Annotated in this window: 18 protein-coding genes and 3 pseudogenes; 12 read left to right on the top strand and 9 right to left on the bottom strand. The window is 72.3% G+C overall.

Annotation, left to right across the window (positions count from 1 at the left end; translation table 11 throughout):
- Positions 1-315: 315 nt before the first annotated feature.
- Genes ABEB07_RS00765 through ABEB07_RS00750 form a run of 4 tightly spaced genes read left to right on the top strand, consistent with a single transcriptional unit; the run spans position 316 to position 4,032 of the window.
- On the top strand, positions 316-1,089 hold the full coding sequence (locus ABEB07_RS00765; RefSeq protein ID WP_425588931.1) for an ABC transporter ATP-binding protein: 774 nt from the start codon (positions 316-318) through the stop codon (positions 1,087-1,089).
- Positions 1,089-1,976, top strand: coding sequence for a branched-chain amino acid ABC transporter permease (locus ABEB07_RS00760; RefSeq protein ID WP_345666551.1), 888 nt, complete (start codon positions 1,089-1,091; stop codon positions 1,974-1,976). The genes ABEB07_RS00765 and ABEB07_RS00760 overlap by 1 nt, the downstream gene beginning before the upstream one ends.
- Positions 1,973-3,097, top strand: a complete 1,125-nt coding sequence (locus tag ABEB07_RS00755) for a branched-chain amino acid ABC transporter permease (protein ID WP_345666550.1) — start codon at positions 1,973-1,975, stop codon at positions 3,095-3,097. The genes ABEB07_RS00760 and ABEB07_RS00755 overlap by 4 nt, the downstream gene beginning before the upstream one ends.
- Entirely contained in the window at positions 3,094-4,032 is a 939-nt protein-coding gene (locus ABEB07_RS00750; RefSeq protein WP_345666549.1) for an alpha/beta hydrolase, read from the top strand. Before ABEB07_RS00755 ends, ABEB07_RS00750 begins: the two co-directional genes overlap by 4 nt.
- A 4-nt stretch (positions 4,033-4,036) precedes the next feature.
- Here the strand turns inward: ABEB07_RS00750 and ABEB07_RS00745 are convergent, their stop codons facing one another.
- Both ABEB07_RS00745 and ABEB07_RS00740 read right to left on the bottom strand, forming a co-directional pair.
- Positions 4,037-5,992 (bottom strand): helix-turn-helix domain-containing protein, encoded by a 1,956-nt coding sequence (locus ABEB07_RS00745; protein WP_345666548.1) that lies wholly within the window; start codon positions 5,990-5,992, stop codon positions 4,037-4,039.
- Between the two features lie 173 nt (positions 5,993-6,165).
- Positions 6,166-7,578 (bottom strand): MFS transporter, encoded by a 1,413-nt coding sequence (locus tag ABEB07_RS00740; protein WP_345666547.1) that lies wholly within the window; start codon positions 7,576-7,578, stop codon positions 6,166-6,168.
- A gap of 695 nt (positions 7,579-8,273) precedes the next feature.
- Here ABEB07_RS00740 and ABEB07_RS00735 point away from each other — a divergent pair.
- A pseudogene (locus ABEB07_RS00735) lies at positions 8,274-8,868 on the top strand (transposase); the annotation flags it as partial.
- Between the two features lie 10 nt (positions 8,869-8,878).
- Here the strand turns inward: ABEB07_RS00735 and ABEB07_RS00730 are convergent.
- On the bottom strand, positions 8,879-9,172 hold the full coding sequence (locus ABEB07_RS00730) for a hypothetical protein (protein ID WP_345666546.1): 294 nt from the start codon (positions 9,170-9,172) through the stop codon (positions 8,879-8,881).
- A gap of 83 nt (positions 9,173-9,255) precedes the next feature.
- Between ABEB07_RS00730 and ABEB07_RS39135 the strand changes: the two are divergent.
- From ABEB07_RS39135 to ABEB07_RS00710, 4 genes and pseudogenes are all read left to right on the top strand, one after another.
- Positions 9,256-9,528: pseudogene (locus tag ABEB07_RS39135) on the top strand (RHS repeat-associated core domain-containing protein); the annotation flags it as partial.
- Between the two features lie 489 nt (positions 9,529-10,017).
- A complete protein-coding gene (locus tag ABEB07_RS00720; protein WP_345666544.1) occupies positions 10,018-10,329 on the top strand; it encodes a hypothetical protein in 312 nt (103 codons plus the stop codon).
- A 247-nt stretch (positions 10,330-10,576) separates the two neighbouring features.
- On the top strand, positions 10,577-11,359 hold the full coding sequence (locus ABEB07_RS00715; RefSeq protein ID WP_345666543.1) for a flavin monoamine oxidase family protein: 783 nt from the start codon (positions 10,577-10,579) through the stop codon (positions 11,357-11,359).
- A gap of 143 nt (positions 11,360-11,502) precedes the next feature.
- Entirely contained in the window at positions 11,503-11,655 is a 153-nt protein-coding gene (locus ABEB07_RS00710; RefSeq protein ID WP_345666542.1) for a hypothetical protein, read from the top strand.
- Between the two features lie 67 nt (positions 11,656-11,722).
- Here ABEB07_RS00710 and ABEB07_RS00705 read toward each other — a convergent pair whose 3' ends face one another.
- On the bottom strand, positions 11,723-11,917 hold the full coding sequence (locus ABEB07_RS00705) for a hypothetical protein (protein WP_345666541.1): 195 nt from the start codon (positions 11,915-11,917) through the stop codon (positions 11,723-11,725).
- On the opposite strand from ABEB07_RS00705, the pseudogene ABEB07_RS39130 reads away from it, so the two are divergent.
- Positions 11,871-12,233: pseudogene (locus ABEB07_RS39130) on the top strand (AraC-like ligand-binding domain-containing protein); the annotation flags it as partial. The gene ABEB07_RS00705 and the pseudogene ABEB07_RS39130 overlap by 47 nt on opposite strands.
- Before the next feature lie 274 nt (positions 12,234-12,507).
- Positions 12,508-12,651 (top strand): helix-turn-helix domain-containing protein, encoded by a 144-nt coding sequence (locus tag ABEB07_RS39125; protein WP_425588930.1) that lies wholly within the window; start codon positions 12,508-12,510, stop codon positions 12,649-12,651.
- Between the two features lie 132 nt (positions 12,652-12,783).
- Here the strand turns inward: ABEB07_RS39125 and ABEB07_RS00700 are convergent, their stop codons facing one another.
- Positions 12,784-13,740: an amidohydrolase family protein gene (locus tag ABEB07_RS00700; protein WP_345666540.1), complete on the bottom strand. Its 957-nt coding sequence runs from the start codon at positions 13,738-13,740 to the stop codon at positions 12,784-12,786.
- A 61-nt stretch (positions 13,741-13,801) separates the two neighbouring features.
- Between ABEB07_RS00700 and ABEB07_RS00695 the strand changes: the two genes are divergently transcribed.
- The gene (locus tag ABEB07_RS00695; RefSeq protein WP_176147244.1) at positions 13,802-14,302 is read left to right on the top strand and encodes a MarR family winged helix-turn-helix transcriptional regulator; all 501 of its coding nucleotides are present in this window, start codon (positions 13,802-13,804) and stop codon (positions 14,300-14,302) included.
- A 90-nt stretch (positions 14,303-14,392) separates the two neighbouring features.
- On the opposite strand, the gene ABEB07_RS00690 is transcribed toward ABEB07_RS00695, so the two are convergent.
- The 4 genes from ABEB07_RS00690 to ABEB07_RS00675 form a co-directional block, all read right to left on the bottom strand.
- Positions 14,393-14,995 carry a hypothetical protein gene (locus ABEB07_RS00690; protein WP_345666539.1) on the bottom strand — a complete coding sequence of 201 codons (603 nt, stop codon included), beginning with the start codon at positions 14,993-14,995 and terminating at the stop codon, positions 14,393-14,395.
- Positions 14,996-15,027: 32 nt separating this feature from the next.
- Entirely contained in the window at positions 15,028-16,017 is a 990-nt protein-coding gene (locus tag ABEB07_RS00685) for a hypothetical protein (protein ID WP_345666538.1), read from the bottom strand.
- Positions 16,018-16,273: 256 nt separating this feature from the next.
- Positions 16,274-16,840 (bottom strand): GNAT family N-acetyltransferase, encoded by a 567-nt coding sequence (locus ABEB07_RS00680; RefSeq protein ID WP_345666537.1) that lies wholly within the window; start codon positions 16,838-16,840, stop codon positions 16,274-16,276.
- A 121-nt stretch (positions 16,841-16,961) separates the two neighbouring features.
- Positions 16,962-17,867 carry an alpha/beta hydrolase gene (locus ABEB07_RS00675; protein WP_345666641.1) on the bottom strand — a complete coding sequence of 302 codons (906 nt, stop codon included), beginning with the start codon at positions 17,865-17,867 and terminating at the stop codon, positions 16,962-16,964.
- Positions 17,868-17,949: the final 82 nt, after the last annotated feature.

The raw sequence follows: 17,949 nt of genomic DNA, 5'->3' as shown, positions 1-17,949 counted from the left end.
CCCGGTGGGAACTCCGCGACGGCCAGTGGGAACGCCGCTGCGCCCGATGGGAGTGCCGCTGCGCCCGGCGGGAGCGCCGCGACGCCCGGCGGCAATGCGGCAGCGCCCGGCGGGAACGCCGCTGCGCCCGGCGGGCAAGCCGTAGAGCCCGGCGGGCAAGCCGTAGAGCCTGACGGGCCCACCGCGGCTCCCGGCAGGAAGGCAGCGGCTCCCGCCAGGAAGGCAGCGGCGCCCGGCGGGAAGACCGCGGCGCCCGGCGGGGAGACCGCGGCCCCCGCCGGTGAAGGCACCCCGCCCCTGCTCACCGTCCGCGACCTGCGGGTGGTCATCGGCGGCCGGCACATCCTGCACGGCGTCGACCTCGACGTGGCGGCGAGCGGCACCACCGCCCTGCTGGGCCGCAACGGCGCCGGCAAGACCACCACCGTGCGCGGCATCCTCGGTCTCGTCCCGCGCACCGGCAGCGTCCTGCTGGCCGGCGCGGAGACGGTCCGCCTGGCCACCCACGCCCTGGTCCGCCACGGTGTGGGCTACGCGCCCGAGGACCGGGGTGTGTTCGCCGCGCTCACCGTCGCCGAGAACCTGCGCCTGGCCGAACGGCCCGGGACCGGCGAACCGGCGTACGGCCTGGTGCACGAACTCTTCCCGGAGCTCAAGCAGCGCGCCCGGCAGGCCGCCGGCACCCTCTCCGGCGGCCAGCAGCAGATGGTCGCCATCGCCCGTACGCTGCTCAACGGCAACCGGCTGATCATCGCCGACGAACCCACCAAGGGCCTGGCGCCCAAGGTGGTCACCGAGGTCACCCGGGTGCTGGAGCGCGCCGCCGAGGCCGTACCCGTGCTGCTGGTGGAGCAGAACCTCGCCGTGGTGCGCCGCCTGGCACGGCACTGCGCGGTGCTCGCCGACGGCCGCACCGCACACCGCGGCCCCGCCGCCGAACTCCTCGCGGACCCCGACGCGACCCGCCGTCTCCTCGGCGTCGGCCACGCGAGCCGCGGCCGGACGGGGGACACCCGCACCCCGTCCCCCGCCGCACCAGCACACACCGCGGCGCACCCCGCCGCCCGGACCGCGGAGGCGGACGCCTGATGTCCACCGTCGTTCTGCTCACCCTCACCGGACTCGGCCTGGGCGCGCTCTACTTCCTGGTCGCCTCGGGCCTCTCCCTCATCTTCGGCCTGATGGACGTGCTCAACTTCGCCCACGGCGCGCTCATGTCCATCGGCGCGTACGGCACGTGGTGGGCCGCCTCCGGCCAGCTGCCCGGCGCCGGCTTCGGCGGGGCCGGCTTCGTCCTCGCGGTCGTCTTCGGCACCACCGTCGGCACCCTCGCCGCGATCCTGCTCGAACTCACCGTCATCCGGCCCCTGTACACCCGCCCGCGCGAACAGATCCTCGCCACGGTCGGCGTCGGACTGGCCGTGCCGGCCCTGCTGTCCGCGATCTGGGGCGCCGACGCCCGGCCCTTCCCCGGACCGCACGCGCTGTCCGGCACCTTCGGCCTGCTCGGCGCCGAAGTGCCCCTCAACCGCCTGGTGTTGATTGCCGCCGCGCTGGTGGTGCTCGTCGCGCTCAAGCTGTTCCTCGGCCGCACCCGGCACGGCCTGGTGGTCCGGGCCGGTGTGGAGGACCGGGCGATGGTCACCGCGCTCGGCATCGACGTGCGCAAGGCGTTCACGCTGGTCTTCGCCATCGGCGGCGCCGCCGCGGCCCTGGGCGGCGCGATCGGCGGCCTCTACTTCGGCTCCGTCGACCCCGAACAGGGCACCTCGCTGCTGATCTTCGCCTTCGTGGTCGTCGTCATGGGCGGCATGGGCTCGCTCACCGGCGCCGCGCTGGCCTCCGTCGCCGTCGGCCTCGTCCAGCAGTTCGCCAACTACTACACCAGCGCCGGACTCGGCGACCTCGCCGTCGTCGTCCTGCTCGCCGCCCTGCTGCTCGTCCGGCCGCGTGGGCTGACCGGGAGACTCGCATGACCACCGCCACCCAGCCGCGCGGCGAAACCCGCACGGCGGACCACCCGCTCGCCCCGCACGCCGGGCCGCTGCGCCGCGCCGCCCGCTGGTGGCCGGCCCCGCTGCTGGTGGTCCTGTTCATCGCGCCCTACAGCGCACTGCCGCTGCCCGGCCTGCTGGACGGCCCGATCGGCAGCCCCGGCAACCTCCAACTTCTCGCTCTGTGCCTGGTCTTCGGAGCCCTGGCCACCGGGTACGACCTGCTGCTGGGCCGCACCGGACTGCTCTCCTTCGGCCATGCGCTCTACTTCGCCGCCGGCACCTACGTCACCAACACCGTCATGCTGGAGGCGGGCCTGCCGTTCGCCCTCGCCGCACTGCTCGGCCTGCTCGCCGGGGTGGCGCTGTCCGCGGCGCTGGGCGCGGTCAGCCTGCGGGTGAGCGGCATCGGGTTCTCCATGGTGACCCTCGCCTTCGCGCAGGCCGGCTCGATCCTCGTGCAGCGCGACCCGGGCGGCGTCACCGGCGGCGAGGAGGGCCGCGCCGCCCCCGCCGACAAGGTGCCCGCCGCATTCGTCGGCATCGACCACACCGCCAACCTGTACTGGATCGCGCTGGCCTACCTCGTCGTGGTGCTGCTCGTCGTGCACTGGGCGGTCCGCTCGCCCACCGGCCGGGTCTGGGAGGGCATCAAGGAGAACGAGCGCCGGGTGGAGGTGCTGGGCCTGCGCCCGTACGGCTTCAAGCTGATCGCCTTCGTCCTGGCCGGCGCCCTGGCCGCGCTCGGCGGCATCGTCTACCTGCTGCTGACCGGCGGCGCCACCCCGCAGACCACCACCTCCGACTTCACCCTGTCGCTGCTGGTGATGGTGGTGCTGGGCGGCTCCGGCACCCGCTGGGGCCCCCTGGCCGGCGGCATCCTCTACACCTGGGCCGACCACCGGCTCGGCGACCTCGCCAACTCCGGCGCCGTCGCCGACCTGCCCGCCGTGCTGCGGGTGCCGCTGTCCCAGCCGCTGTTCCTGCTCGGCGCGCTGTTCGTGGCGGTGATATACCTGCTGCCCGGCGGCATGGCCCGGCTCCCGGCGCGCCTGCGCGCCGCCCGCACCACCACGGCCCGCAAGGAGACGACCCACCCATGACCGACATGACGTCACGTCAGGACACGTCCGCGGCCCCGCCCGAAGAGCTGCGGGTGCCGGTACCCGGCGGTGAACTGGCCGTACTGCGCTGGCTGGCCGCCGACCCGGGCGCACCGGTCGTCCTGGCCCTGCACGGCATCACCGCCAACGGCCTCAGCTGGGCCCGGGTCGCCCACCACCTGGCCGGCCGGGTCACCCTGGTCGCGCCCGACCTGCGCGGCCGGGGCGGCAGCGGCACGCTTCCGGGCCCGTACGGCATCGCGGCGCACGCCGACGACACGGCCGCCGTGGTGGCCGCGCTCGGCCTGGGCCGGGTGGTGCTGACCGGCCACTCCATGGGCGCCTTCACCGCGGCCCTGACCGCCGTACGCCACCCCGGCCTGCTGTCCGGGCTGCTGCTGGTCGACGGCGGGGTGGGTTTCCCGGCCCCGACCGACCTGGACCCCGACGAGCTGATCACCGCGGTCATCGGCCCCGCCATGCGACGCCTGTCGATGACCTTCCCCGACCGGGACGCCTACCGCGCGTTCTGGCAGGACCACCCGGCCTTCGCCGACGCGTGGTCGCCCTGGGTGGACGCGTACATCCAGCGCGATCTGGTGGGCGAGGAACCGGAGTTGCGCTCCTCGTGCCGGATCGAGGCGGTACGGGACGACGGCATCGACCAGCTCGGCGAGCAGGTGCTCGGCGCCGTGCACCGGTTGCCCCGCCCCACCACCCTGCTGTGGGCCGAACGCGGCCTGATGGACGAGCCGCAGGGCCTGTACGACGAGCGGCGCCTCGCCGCCGCCGACCTCGACCCGCACCTGGTCCGGCCCGAGCGCGTACCCGGTGTCAACCACTACACGATCCTCGTGGGCGACGAGGGCGCACGGCTGGTGGCACACCGCCTGCTGGCCGAAGCGGGCCTGGCAGAGACGGACATGGAGGTCTAGCGCGTCAGCTTCCCGACAACAGGTGGAGCCGGAGGGCGAGTTGCAGCTCCAGCGCGCGCTCCGGACTGTTCCAGTCGGGGCCGAGCAGTGTCTGGACCCGGTCGAGCCGCTGCACGACCGTGTTGATGTGCACGTGTAGTTCGTCCTTCGCGCGGGTTAGACTGCCGCCGCAGCCGAAGTAGGCGTGCAGGGTGTGGACGAGCTGGGTGCCGCGCTGGGCGTCGTAGTCCAGGAGTGGCCCGAGGGTGGCGGCGACGAACCCTTCCACGTCATGGTTCTCACCCAACAGCACACCCAGAAAACCGAGTTCGGCGGCGCAGGCGCCGGTGCCCTCGCGGCCGAGCACCCGTAGCGCCCGCAGACAGCGCGCGGCCTCGGCGTACGCGTCCGCGAGCGCCCGCGGCCCGGCCGCCGGCCCGGCGCCGGCCACCGTGACCGGGGCGCCCACCAGGTGGGTGAGCTGCCCGGCGGCGGCGCGGGCGGCGTCCCCCGGACCGCCGTCGACGCGGGGCAGCAACAGCACCGAGGCGCCCGCGTGTTCCGCGCTGACGCTGCCGCTGCCGAACAGGTATTGCACGGCGGCGCCGGCGAGCCGCTCCCGCACCGCGGCGCCGGCCTCGGCGACCAGCAGCAGATGCGGCCGGTTCAGGTCGACGCCCAGTCGGCGGCCCCGGTCCACCAGGCCGACGGGGTCGCGGTCGGGCGCGGTGAGCAGGTCGGTCATCAGATCGCCGCGGACCCGGTTCTCGGTCTCGGCGACCGAGCGCCGCAACAGGAGCAGCAGCGCGGTGACGACGCCGCTGCGCTCGAACAGACGCCGGTCGGGGCCCTCCAGATCGGGCCGCCCGTGCAGCACCAGGCTGCCCAGCAACTCCTGTCCGGCCAGCACCGCGCACACCCAGCGCCCGTCGCGGAACACGGCGTGGGCGGCGGCGCGCGACTCCTCGGCGGCCGCCACCAGCGCGGCCGCCTCGGCTCCGGCGGCGCTGCCCCGACCGGCGGCGTCGGCGCCCCCGCCGCCCTCCAGGGCGTTCGAGGTGAGCGGCCACCCGCCGCTGTCGTGGACGGTGACGTCCCCCTCCAGGAGACCGGCGACGGCGGCGGCCACCTCCGGCACGTCACCGCCGCGCAGCACCAGGTCGGTGAGCCGGTCGTGGGCCTCCTCGGCGCGCTGCATCGCGGCGGAGTGCTCCCGGATCACGGCGTTGGCGCCGGCCAGTTCGGCCAGCGCGGCCCGCGCGTCGGCCATCGCCTTGGCGGTGTCGATGGCGATGGCGGCGTGGTCGGCCAGTGAGCACAGCAGGGCGACCTCGTCGGGCGAGAAGGTCCTGGGCGCCCGGTCGGCGGCGAAGAGCGCGCCGATGACCTTGCCGCCGCTGCCGGAGCCCAGCAGCAGCGGCACCCCCAGGATCGCGACCAGACCCTCGTCCAGGACACCGGCGTCGATGCTGCCGGTGTGGTGGAAGCGCTCGTCGGTGCGGTAGTCGGGGGAGGCGTAAGGCCGGGCGGTCTGTGCGACCAGGCCGCCGAGACCCTCGCCGAGCTGGAGCCGCAGGTTCTGGAACAGCTCGGACACCGAGCCGTCGGTGACCCGCATGTAGGTGTCCCCGGCCGCCTCGTCGGGGAGGGTGAGGTAGGCCGTGTCGGTGCCCAGCAGCATCCTGGCGCGACGGACGATCGAGCGCAGTACGGCGTCGAGGTCGCGCAACGCCGCGAGGTCCCCGGCGGTGTCGAAGAGGGCGGTCAGCTCCGCCTCGCGCCGCCGGTGCTGGCGCAGCGTGCCGCGCACGCGCAGCGCGGCGGCGGCGGCCTGCTCGACCTCCGCGACGTCCCGCGGGTCCGCGCCGCCGCGCCGCGCCTCGGCGGCGACGGCGCCGAAGTCCTCGGGCGGGGCGTCGGAGGCGAGGAGTTCGAGCAGTCGGCGCAGATGGGGGACGACGGAGGCGATCTTCTCAGGCATGGGCGGACCGTAGTCGGGGGAGGGCGGGTTTGGGGAGGGGGGAGGGAGCGGAAGCGGAAGGGGAGGCGACGGAGGGAACCGGGACACCCGGCCCCCTCCGTCCCAGGTGGCGGGCCACTGGGCGCGCCGGCGATCAGGCGGAGGCGGTGGTGGCGGAGCCCCGGCCCCGACGATCAGGTGGAGGCGGTCGCCTGCCGCCCGGCGTCCGACTCCGCATCCGTATCCGAGTCGGCGGTCGCTCGCGATGCCCCGTCTCCGGCGGGCTCGACCGCGGCCAGGTCGCGGCCGCGGGTCTCCCGGGCGACCGCCACGGCGACGACGGTGATCACGGCGGACGCACCGACGTACACCGAGATCGGGACGGAGCTGCCGTAGGCGCCGAGCAGCGCGGTGGCGATCAGCGGGGCGGGCGCGCCCGCCGCCACCGAGGAGAGCTGGGCGCCGATGGAGGCGCCGGTGTAGCGCATCCGGGTGGCGAACAGCTCGGAGAAGAAGGCGGCCTGCGGGGCGTACATGGCGCTGTGGAAGATCAGCCCGACGGTGACGGCGAGGACGAGCGCGGGGAAGGACTTGGTGTCCAGCAGCCCGAAGAAGGCCCAGGACCAGGCGCCGACGCCGACGGCGCCCACGAGGTAGACCGGCTTGCGGCCGACCTTGTCGGAGAGCGCGCCGAACAGCGGGATCAGACAGAACTGCACGGCCGAGCCGATCAGCACCGCGTTGAGGGCGGTCTGCTTGCCGAGGCCGAGGTGTTCGACGCAGTAGGTGAGGACGAAGGCGGTGATGACGTAGTACGAGATGTTCTCGGCCATGCGGGCGCCCATGGCGACCAGGACGTCGCGCCAGTGGTTGCGCAGCACCGCGACGAAGGGCAACTGGTCGGCCTTCTGCCGGGCCTTGCGCTGCTCGTCCTTGGCCAGCGCCGCCTTGAACAGCGGCGACTCGTCGACGGACAGCCGGATCCACAGCCCGATCATGACCAGTACGGCGGAGAGCAGGAACGGCACGCGCCAGCCCCAGGAGTTGAACGCGTCGTCGCTGAGCGTCCCGGTCATCAGGGAGAGGACACCCACGGCCACCAGGTTGCCGGCGGGCGCGCCGCCCTGCGGCCAGGACGCCCAGAACCCGCGACGCCGGGCGTCACCGTGCTCCGACACCAGCAGCACGGCGCCGCCCCACTCGCCGCCCAGCGCAAACCCCTGGACCAGCCGCAGAGTGGTGAGCAGGAGCGGGGCGGCGAGGCCGATGGTGTCGTAGCCGGGCACGCAGCCGATCAGCGCGGTGGAGCAGCCCATCATCAACAGGCTGATGACGAGCAGCTTCTTGCGCCCGACCCGGTCGCCGAAGTGCCCGAACACCACGGCGCCGAGCGGCCGCGCGGCGAAGCCGATGGCGTAGGTGAGGAAGGAGAGCAGCGTCCCGGTCAGCGGATCGGACTCGGGGAAGAACACCTTCCCGAAGACCAACGCGGCGGCGGACCCGTAGAGAAAGTAGTCGTACCACTCGATGGTGGTCCCGATGAGGCTGGCGGCGACGATGCGCTTGAGGTGGTTCGGGGCGGGCGGAGCGGCTGCGGGCGACGACATCGGCACCACTTCCTGCGTGTGACGGGGGACGGGTATGCGTGTCGCCACACCGTAGGAACGGGCAGGTGAGAGGCGTATGTGATGGGCCACCATAGTTTCGGGGCGGGGAGTGCGGGCGCCCACCATGGGGGCCGTGGGGAGCCGCTCGAACTGCAAGGAAAATGGCCCCCGAGGGACGGTGAAGGGAGGCGTCCAAGATGCCCTGTTCCAGCATGGTATGGAAGGTGGTCACGAAATCCCGTGCTGGTTCGGTGCTGACTGAAAGCCCACGTCATCGCCTGTCCCCACCTCTCCCGTGCTGACTTGGCGCTGACTACGCTGCGTTGAACTGGGGCGTTCGGGACCGATCGGTCGTCAGTCGCCGCGCGCAGTTGTGTCGTGACAGAAGAGACGGATGCGGTTCGTCGTGCGATGCTTCGGCATCAACGCCTGAGCCATTGGCCGACCTCACCGTCATCGCCCGGCAGACCGTGACGCGCAGGGCAACACCGTGCAGGCACCGGTCGGTCACCGAGCCTCGCAGCTGATGGCGGATGTAACAGGCGGCCTCGGGGGGCAACACGTCTGTGAACCGTCGGTGACGCCGGCCACCGGTAGTAGGGCTGGCGGGCCAGCCCGAGCACCCGGTACGTCACCGCCACCGGCACCCAGTGGCGGGCATCGGCAGCGGCCAGCTCGCGGACGAGCGGGTATTCTCCGAGCCGGGCGAACCCGAAGTCATGTTCTGTATGGACAAGTTCGGCTCGCTCAACCTTCAGTCCCATCCCGGACGCCAGTGGGTCGAGCGCGGCGGCAAGCACAAGGACCCCGACCGCGAGCCACGGCCACGCCGTGCGGGCCACCTACCCCCGCCCGCACGGCGTCCGGCACCTGTTCGCTTGCCTACGACCTGGGGAAAGATCAGCTCTACGAGCACATCAAGAAGACCAAGAACCGCAACACGTTCCTGGAGTTCTGCCGCTACCTGCGCAGTCTCCACTCCACCGACGTGCGCATCGCGATTGTGTGCGCCAACTACTCGCCGCACCTGATCACGAAGCGGTGCCGTCGGGTCGCCAACTGGACCGAGGCGAACAACGTCGAGGTCGCCTACACACCCCGACCAACAGCTTCTGGCTGAACCGGATCGAGGCCCAGTTAACAGCCCTGCGCTACTTCACCCTCGACGGCACCGACCACACCAGCCACAAGCAACAGGGGAGCATGATCCGCCGCTATATCATCTGGCGGAACAAGCATGCCCAGGACGAGCGCCTGCGCAAGGTTGTCGCCAGGGCCAACGTCGCCTGATGCAGCAGCGTCATCGCCAGGTGTAGCTGTAGTAGAAGCCGAGCGCAGCGATCGCCTCCGGACGTAGTTCCGGATGCCGCTCGCTCATGACGGCCTCTGCCGCCCGCGTCCCAGCCACCAGGTCATCACCCTGGAACGGCAGCGCCATCATCTCCGACACCATTGCCTCCAGGAGCGGTCGAAGTCCTACGGCCGCGGCTCCAAATGCACGTTCGAGACCGTCGGGATCCAGATGCAGAAAGCCGTGAGGCCGGCGCGTAACGAACACTCCCACGGCCTGGCTGAGCGAGTCATCGACGCCCACGGGCGAGAGCTTAGCCCCTGACGGCACGCTGCAAGGCAGTGCGGACGAACAATGGGGCGAACGTTGCCTGATGCGGCACTACTCCCCTCGACACGTCCGTGGCGCCGAGGGCCCTGGACACTGACGAGTACGGAAATGCCCGCGCCGGACGGGAGCTGCCGCGATACGGCTGGCTGGGGGTCCGCCAGCGATCGGCCGAGACGGTCACCGGTCACATGCTCATGGGGATGCGCCTGTACGACCCGACGACCGGCCGCTTCCTCTCCGTCGACCCCGTCCCCGGCGGTGGCGACAACCGCTACGGGTATCCGGGGGACCCGGTCAATCAGAACGACCTGGACGGCCGGAAATGGAAGTGCAAAGCCAAGTGCCAGCTAGCAGGCCGGGGGTCGCACTGCACTGGCTATGTGTTCGGAGCAGGTTCGGGCAACAACGAGGACAGCGCGGTGAAAGACGCGAAGCGGGACGTGGTGCACCAAGCGCCCCGTGGCTGCTACGCCAGGCACTGCAAGGCGTACGACTGCACCAAGAACAGGCTCCGCCAGTGGCTGGACGGCAACTACAACCCGCGCACAATGCACAGGCAGAACGTGCCCAACTGGATGCGCAGTGCCAACCACAATTCGTGGGGCATCCTGTTCCACAGTGAGGTCTGGAGGGGAACCAGCGGCAGCCTCTGCGGCTGCAGTCCCTGATCAATCGGCCGGATCCCATACCTGACGTTCCCGGCCGAGTACCGGCGGTGTGTCCCGCGAGGCTTACTCCGGGACACACCGCCCTCTCTGTCGTCGGGGCCGCAGGCCACGCCGACGACGTCACCCGCAGCAGAGACAAGGAGCAGCATCGTGTCCGACTCCGCCTCCGACGACAACACCCAGGAGCGGCCCAGGCTCTGGCAGGTGACCATCGCGATGGTCGCTACAGCTGCCCAGCACGAGGAACTGATGGACCGGCTGACGGACCTCCTGTGTCCTGATCCCGAACACGAGGGCCCCTGCCCGATCCCCTGGGCCATGCACAGCACCAACGAGGACTCCCTGCCTCGTCGTAAGCGCGAGGCGCTGCTGACGGAGATCAGGGAGACCAACTGGAATCCGGTGAACGAGGAGGACTTCGGCGGATCCGGAGCCGATTCCGGTCGGCGGCCCGCCTACTGACCTTCGTAGCGTGGTGTCGTCATGATGGTTTGGGCAGGCCGGTGCCGGTGGGACAGCCGTCGGTCGTGTCGGTATTGGCATGATCGGCGAGGCCCTGCCGGCCGTGGGCATCACCGAGGGTAGCCTGCGCGGCGACCGGGCCTACGCAGTGCTGGGCGGAGCATCCGCTCACGGTGGGGAGCGCCCCGGCGGTGGGAAGGGCGGTCGGCCGAGGCATGGCTGCGCAGGGTGCCAGGCCGCACGGCGAGTGCTCGCGGTGCTGGTCGCGGTCTCCACCACGGCGGACCTCGACCGCTACTCGATGCACGCCTTCGCCGAGACGGTTCGCTTCCAGGGCGCGCTGGCGGCGATGCTGTCGACCAGGGGCGGCGCCCAGGAGGCGCTGGTCACCGAGGGCGCCGGTACGCTGACGGACCGGCCGGCCGCCGAGCTCGGGTCGCGAGTGCTGACCGGCCGCCGGGTCACCTCGATCCGGTACGACGATGGCGGCGCGACCCTGCACACCACCTCCGGCGCCGTCCGGGCCGGCCGAGTGATCGTGGCCGTCCCGCCTCCGCTGTCCGGCCGGATCGGCTACGACCCTCCGCTCCCGGCGAACCGGACCGAGCTGGAGCGGAACACCTACATGGACTCGGTCTACAAGGCCATCGCGGTCTACGAACGGCCACTCCGGCGGAAAGGCGGCGGCCACGCGGAGTTCGTGATGCTGGGGGAACCGGGCGGCGCGGTCTTCGACACCTCGCCGTCGGACGGTCCCGGCTACCTGTGCGTGCTGGTGGCCGGGGCTGAGGCCCGGAACCTCGACCGGCTGGCTTCCGCGGACCGGCGCCGGACGCTGCTCCAGCAGCTCGCCCCGCACCTGGGGCCGGAGATACTCGAACCGGTGACCGGCTCGCGGGGACGCTGGGCGCCAACGTCATCGCGCACCCGCACACCCTGCGCGCGCTCGGCGCCGGGTTCACCCGAGCCGTCGCCGACCTGCGCTACGGCACGGTCGCGGTCAACGCCTGGACCGCAGTCGGCTATCTGACGGCCCGTGCCACCTGGGGCACCTTTCCCGGTCACACCCTCCATGACGCGCAGAGCGGCATCGGGGTCGTCCACAACGGACTCCTGCTTGCCGACACCGAACGGACCGTCGTGTGCGGGCCGTTCCGGCCCTTCCCCCGGTCCGTGCTCACCGGGCAGTTCACACTCTCCCCGCGACCGCCGTGGTTCGTCACCCACCGGACCGCGGCCGTCACAGGCCGCCGGCTCACCGCGTTCGCCGCCCGCCCCGGATGGGCGAAGCTGCCCGGCCTCTTCGCCGCCGCCCTGCGCGGCTGAGCCGCGGCGTGGCGCGTGATCATCGCGTAGGAATGCGATGAGGGAGCCTTCGGCCAGGCGCGGTCCGTCATGCGGAGCGCTGTAGCGCTGCGGACTCCTCAAGCGCGTCGGCGAGGTACTTCGCCGACGCTCCGACGCCTCCTTCGGCGACCTGCGCCGGGGTGCCGCCGGCGACGACGGTGCTGCCGTCCTCCCACGCTCCGGGCCCGAGGTCGATGACGCGGTCGGCCGTGGCGACGACGCGCATGTCCAGCGCGAGCATCACGACGGTGTTGCCCGCGTCGACGAGCCTGCTCGTCGAACAGGCGGGACGTCGGACGCTCGCGACTCCCGGGTCGCTGGTGATCTACGACAGTGCCGAGCCGTTCTCCCTGTCCGCGAAGGAGTACTACGAGCAGGTCGTCCTCGAACTGCCCGCCGACAAGGCGTTCTCGCTGGCCGGCGTGAGCCGCAGCGACGACCTGCTCGCCAGGACGTTCGACTGCGGCGGGGCTACGGGCGCGGTGGCGGCGTTCTTCGTGCACCTTGCGCAGCGCCAGGACGGCGACCGCCTCGGCGCGCACCGCCTGGAGCCCCAGGCGACCGCGTTGGGAGCATCGCTCATCGGCCTGCTCGCCCCCGGTCAGGGTGTGATGCCCGAGTCGCTGCGTCGCGCGGAGGCGCTGGCCTACATGCGCGCACATCTGGCGGACCCTGACCTGGACGCCGAGGGCATCGCCGCGGGCCTGCACGTCTCCCGCCGCACCCTGTTCCGCCTCTTCGAGGGCACGGGTGAGTCCGCCATGGCCCGCCTGCGCTCCCTGCGGCTGGAGCGCGCCCGGCTGATGCTGCGCACCCACCCGGGCCGGCACGATCGCGCTGGAGACGGGTTTCTCCAGCGCGGTGCAGTTCTACCGCGCCTTCCGCACGGCGACCGGCATGACCCCCAGCGAGTACAGGGAGGCCGCGGTCACGGAGGGGCCGGCTGCTGCGGTCGTCCCGGACCTGGAGACATGACGTGCCCGGGCGGCACGCTCGTGAGCGCATCGCCTGGCATCCGAGGCTCACGCCTCGGCACGGCACGCCTTCCGGTTCCACGGAGCGCCGCCGGAGTGCCGGCGGGACTCGGCGGCTGTGAGGGCACTTCGATCAGCGGGCGAGCCGAGGGAAGAGGGCCTGGGCGTTGCCGTGGTCGATGGCGGTGCGCTGCCGGTCGTCGAGGGGGTAGGCGTCGAGCTGCCGGGTGAAGTAGGCGGACATCTCGGCGGTGGCGTACGGGAAGTCGCTGCCGAAGGTGATGCGGGCGGGGTCGGCGAAGGCGAGCAGGGTGGGGAGGGTGTCGGGGTTGGCGCTGAGGGCGGTGTCGAAGTAGAAACGCCGCAGTTCCGCGAGGATCTCCTCGTGGGGCATGACGGGCCTCGTCCCGCTGACCTGCTGGTGCCCGGGCAGGGCGAGGGCGATGCGGTGGGCGGCGTAGGGGAGGAAGCCGCCGCCGTGGGACAGGATGAACCGGATGTCCGGGTGGCGGGTGGTGGTGCCCGACAGGACGAGGTTCATCGCGGCGCGGGTGGTGTCGAGCAGGAAGTCCGCGGCGTAGGGCGGGATGCCGGGGACGAGCGGGCCGGGCAGTTCGGCGGGGTGGACGAAGACGGTGGCGCCACGCCGGCCGAGTTCGGCCATCAGCGGTTCGAAGGCCGGGTCGCCGAGGTAGGTGCCGCTCTGGTTGGCGAGGAGCACGATGCCGTCGGCGCCGAGCTCGTCCAGGGCACGGGCGGCCTCGTCGAGCGCACCGTCGACATCGGGCAGCGTGAGGGTGGCGAAGAAGCCGTAGCGGTCGGGGCGGTCCCTGACGATCGCGGCGGCGTAGTCGTTGACCTTGCGGGCCCACGTGGTGGCCTCGGCGGCGTCCCCGAGGTAGGCGCCGGGCGTGGAGACCGACAGGACGGCCGCCTGGATGTCCTGGCTGTCCATGAAGGCGAGGTCGGTGTCGACGTCCCAGCGCGGGACGGGCAGACCGCCGGCGGTCACGCCGCGGGAGAGGAGCCAGTCGCGGTAGTGCGGCGGAACGATGTGGTGGTGGGTGTCGATGCGCGCGGGGTGTGTCACGGTGCTTCACCTCTGAGTGACTTAGCAAGCTAACTCTTAGCTTTGTTGTTAACGTAGACCCATGACCCCGCCCACGCAAAACGAACACCCCGGCCCGGAGCCGGCCGGTGACCGCCTGCCGCAGGCCGACGACGCGGAGTTCCATGAGTTCACCCGGGCGGTGCAGAGTCTTCTCGGCGCCGTTCGCCGCAGCCGTGGCCGGCTCGCCGGCCAGACGCGCCCGGCCCTGTCGCTCTCCCAGGTGCAGCTGCTGGAATCACTCGCCGACCACGGTGCCCTCGGCGTCAGCGAGATGGCCGAACGCGCCGGCGTCACCACCCCCACCGCCACCCGGATGCTCAAGCAGCTCGAACGCGACGGCATCGTCACCCGCACCCGCACACCCGGCGATGAACGCCGCGTGGAAATCGCCTTCACCGGGACCGGCGCCGACCTGATGGCCGAGCACCGCACCCGCCTGCGGGAACGTCAACTGCGCGCGTTTCGCGAGTTGACCCCCGAGCACCGCGCCGTGGCCACCGAACTCACCCGTAGGCTCAGCGAGTTGGTCGACGAGATGTGAAATCCGGCCGCCGGAACGGCGGGACGGGGCAGGGATTGCCGCAGGCCGGCCTCGGGCGCGAAGGCGAGGGGCCGTGCCGGCCCGTGCGCGTCAGCCCTTGTGGGGGGCGAACGAGCCGTCGGCGTTGCCGTGGACGGAGCAGTCCGTGTCGCGGTAGTGGTCGACGGAGGTGCCGACGATGCCGGTGAACGCGTCGTACGTTTGGTCCAGGGGCAGGTCCTCGTGCACCCTGAACCGCAGCTGCACATGCACGGACGCGCGGGGTTCGAGCGTCGTCGGGCCGGGGACGGTGCCGCCGGCCTTTCCGTCGGCCCGGCGCAGTGTCTTCCAGACGTGCCGCGAGGTGTCCCAGTACTCCAGGTCGCCGTACGGGCTCAGGTCGCGCTCGCCCTCGTTGTAGACGTAACTGCCCAACTCGGCGGTGAGTGCGAAGGACTTGAGCTGCTTCGCCGAGGCGTTGGTGAGTGTGGCGGTGTAGGTGGTCCAGTCTGTGCCCGGGGTGATCGACCTGGGTATGCCGAACGTCCGGCCCACGAATGTGTTGCTGTGGTACTGCCCGTGGGCGGTGTCGAGGTCGGAGCAGGTCGGGAGGTCCGCGGCGGGAGCTGCCTGGGAGGCGGGCGCGGCGGCCACCGCCATGGGGAGCAGGGCGGCCGAGGCGGCCGAGAGGGACAGGACGCGGCGCAGTGTCATGGAGGTCTCTTTCCTGGACGGCAGGGCGGGGCTCACGTGGTGGCGTCCGTGCCGCCTGGACCGGCGGTGCCCCTGCGGCGGCGTACGCCGATGACCGCGCCCGCGCCGGCTACCAGCGCGGCTCCGCCGATGAGAGCGATCGCCGGGAGCGCGGACGAGGAGCCGGTCGTGGAGAGCCGGCCTCCGCCCCGCGGGCTCGCGCCGCCGGCGGCGCCGGAGCCCGCCGTACCACCGGCCGGCGCGGCGTCGTCGCCGGGCCCGGCCGTGCCACCCGGCTTCGCGCCTGCCGGGGCGATGGTGAAGTCGTACCAGGTCTCCTTGGCCGAACCGCAGGAGCCGTCGCCGTCGCGGTAGTCGCCGGAGGCGAGCACGTACCCGGCGCCGGGTACGGCGGTCTTGACCGCATGGGTACGCAGCTGGAGCGTGACGGTGCCGTGCGGGCCGATGGCGAAGGAGCCGAACAGCTCGTCTGGCGTCGCGTCGTGGAAGGTCTTCCACCGTCCCGACCCGGCGTCGTGGTACTCGGTCTCCAGCTCCCAGTACGGCCGGTCGACGTTCTCGGCGGAGGACACGTACAGGAAGGGCTGGACCTTCTCCAGCGCCCTGCCGGTGGTGTTGGCGAGCGTCATGGAGAAGGTGCTCCAGGCCCCTCCCGCGGCCAGCCGGCGCGGCAGCCCCTGGACGGCCACGCGCACCTGGTCGGACTCGAACGCGCAGGACTTGCCCGCACCGCTGGAGTCCCCGACGCCCTGGTCACGGCCGTGGCCGACGGCACCGCCCGAGCCGACGGTCCCGCCGCCTTTCGACGCCCTCCCCCGGCTCCCGTCGCCCCGCTCGGCTCCAGTCCCACCGCCGCCCGGTGCGGACTCCGCCGGTGGCGGGGCATCGGGGGAGGCGGTCGTACGCGGGCCGTCCTCGGCCACCGGACCCGCCGCGAACGCGGCGGCGGGCGCGGCCAGTACGGCGGCGGGCGCGACCGCGGCAGCCGCTGCGGCTGCCACCAGGGCGCGGCGAATCTTCATCCGGCAACCTCTCGCATCCAAGTACCGTCGAAACGGCACCGGTTGGCGGTCGTCATGCTCAGGTCGTGCATGATGCGTGCTGCACGGGTGCGCGCACGCGGACATGCCCACATCCACATCTGTCATGACCGCTCGTACTGCGAAAAGGTTGCAACCGCCGACGCCGAAGCAGCACTGTTGACCGGTTTCCGACGCCAGCTGTTCCGTGCTTCGGGAGGCACCCGGACCGCAGCGTGTTCGATAGGGCGGGCAGGTCTCAGTCCGGGCGGCCGGCCGTCGCGTGCCACTCGCGCCGGAGGAGGCCGAAGACCCAGGAGTCGGAGACCTCGCCGTTGACGACGCAGTCCTCGCGGAGGGTGCCTTCGCGGACGAAGCCGAGCTTCTCCAGGACCCGGGCGGACGCCACGTTGCGGGTATCGGTCTCGGCCTGGACGCGGTTCAGGTCCAGGGCGTCGAACGCCCACCGCAGGACGGCGTGCGCGGTCTCCGTGGCGTAGCCGTTGCCCCACACGGCTGCGTCGAAGACGTAGCCCAGGGACGCGCTGCGGAAATCCGGGTTCCAGCCGGTCAGGCCGCACCAGCCGATGAACGAGTCGTCGCAGACGCGCTCCACGGCCATCCGCGCTCCCGTGCCTTCCTCCTCGATCGTCCGGCAGGTCGCGATGAAGCGCTGGGCGCGGGCCGCTTCGGTCCACGGCGGGGAGTCCCAGTAACGCAGCACATGGGCGCTGCTGTGCAGCGCGTAGAGCGGCGCCGCGTCGGCGTCGGTGAACGGCCGCAGTCGCAGGCGCGCGGTGGGCAACTCGGGGGTGGGCAAGGTCATGCGGAGCATCCTGCCGGGTCACGCTCGTCCCCGACCATCCGTTTACCCGGACGGTCGGGAGGCGGACCGCGAGGGCGGCCTCCCCGCCGACTCCGCGAAAGGTCCACTCTCGCGGCAGACCTTAGCCCCCCTGCCCCGCGAGCGTGTCCAGGACGTCCGCGACCGGGGTGGGATCCAGAGGGCCGACGTGTGACGCCCCGGGGAAGTCATGCACGCGGAAGCGGTTGCCGGGTGTGGACGCGTCCGCCTCCGCGATCATTCTGTCCTGGAGCGCGGTGGCGATCGTACGGTCCCTGCCGAAACGCAGATACGTGCGGGGAACGCGTCCCCAGTCGCCGGCTCGGCCGACCGCTCGGCCCGCGTAGGCGGCGACGGGCTCGTCGGTCTGCATGCCGGCCAGTATCCGGCGGAAGTCGGCGTCGGGGTAGTCCGCGCAGATCATCTCCTTGAGGAGGGCCAGCTCACCGCTCACACCCGTACGGAAGTTCAGCCGCAACACCCCGAGCCGGTCCGGGTCACCCACCGTCAGCTCCACCGGGCTCACGGCGTTCGCGTTCTCGGGTGCCGCCGTGCAGGCGTCCGCCGTGGGCAGGACGCGGCTGGGACAGAAGGCCGCCATGTAGCAGAGGTGGTGAAGCAGGTGCGGGACGGCGTCGCCGACACGGCTGACCGACACGCCACCGAGGCTGTGCCCGACCAGCACCACCGGGCCGTTCCGTGCGGCCTGCCGCACGATCCCCGTGACACGCGCCTCGTAGTCGTCCAGCCCGAGGCCCTTCAGCGGAGAGGGCTCGACCGCCATCGCGGTGAGGTCCTGCCGCTGGTACGACTCCGCCACGAAAGCCTCCGCGCCGTGCCGCGGCTGGTCCACCATGACGACGCGATGGCCGCGCAGCACCAGTTCCCGCGCGATCGGCATCCAGAACGCGCCGGCACTGTGGGTACCGTGTACCAGGACGTAAGTGACGAGCCCGCGACGCGGGTACGCCGCGGCCGGCGAGGTTCCGAGCCCGGTGGCCGGCGCCATGCCCCCCACCGCGAGTCCCAGCCCACGCAGCGCCGTCCGCCGGGTGGTGCCTTTCCGTTCTTCGTTCGTGTCATCCATCATG

It is taken from the genome of Streptomyces similanensis (genome assembly GCF_039543625.1).
In the GTDB taxonomy this organism is placed as follows: Bacteria; Actinomycetota; Actinomycetes; order Streptomycetales; family Streptomycetaceae; genus Streptomyces; species Streptomyces similanensis.
This window is presented reverse-complemented; position numbering and strand designations above follow the sequence as displayed.

Coding starts and splice junctions, on each gene's coding strand:
- ABEB07_RS00760 (WP_345666551.1), top strand. CDS start 1,089: ATGTCCACCGTCGTTCTGCTCACCCTCACCGGACTCGGCCTGGGCGCG.
- ABEB07_RS00755 (WP_345666550.1), top strand. CDS start 1,973: ATGACCACCGCCACCCAGCCGCGCGGCGAAACCCGCACGGCGGACCAC.
- ABEB07_RS00750 (WP_345666549.1), top strand. CDS start 3,094: ATGACCGACATGACGTCACGTCAGGACACGTCCGCGGCCCCGCCCGAA.
- ABEB07_RS00745 (WP_345666548.1), bottom strand. CDS start 5,992: ATGCCTGAGAAGATCGCCTCCGTCGTCCCCCATCTGCGCCGACTGCTC.
- ABEB07_RS00740 (WP_345666547.1), bottom strand. CDS start 7,578: ATGTCGTCGCCCGCAGCCGCTCCGCCCGCCCCGAACCACCTCAAGCGC.
- ABEB07_RS00705 (WP_345666541.1), bottom strand. CDS start 11,917: ATGCTCGCGCTGGACATGCGCGTCGTCGCCACGGCCGACCGCGTCATC.
- ABEB07_RS00695 (WP_176147244.1), top strand. CDS start 13,802: ATGACCCCGCCCACGCAAAACGAACACCCCGGCCCGGAGCCGGCCGGT.
- ABEB07_RS00690 (WP_345666539.1), bottom strand. CDS start 14,995: ATGACACTGCGCCGCGTCCTGTCCCTCTCGGCCGCCTCGGCCGCCCTG.
- ABEB07_RS00685 (WP_345666538.1), bottom strand. CDS start 16,017: ATGAAGATTCGCCGCGCCCTGGTGGCAGCCGCAGCGGCTGCCGCGGTC.
- ABEB07_RS00680 (WP_345666537.1), bottom strand. CDS start 16,840: ATGACCTTGCCCACCCCCGAGTTGCCCACCGCGCGCCTGCGACTGCGG.
- ABEB07_RS00675 (WP_345666641.1), bottom strand. CDS start 17,867: ATGGCGCCGGCCACCGGGCTCGGAACCTCGCCGGCCGCGGCGTACCCG.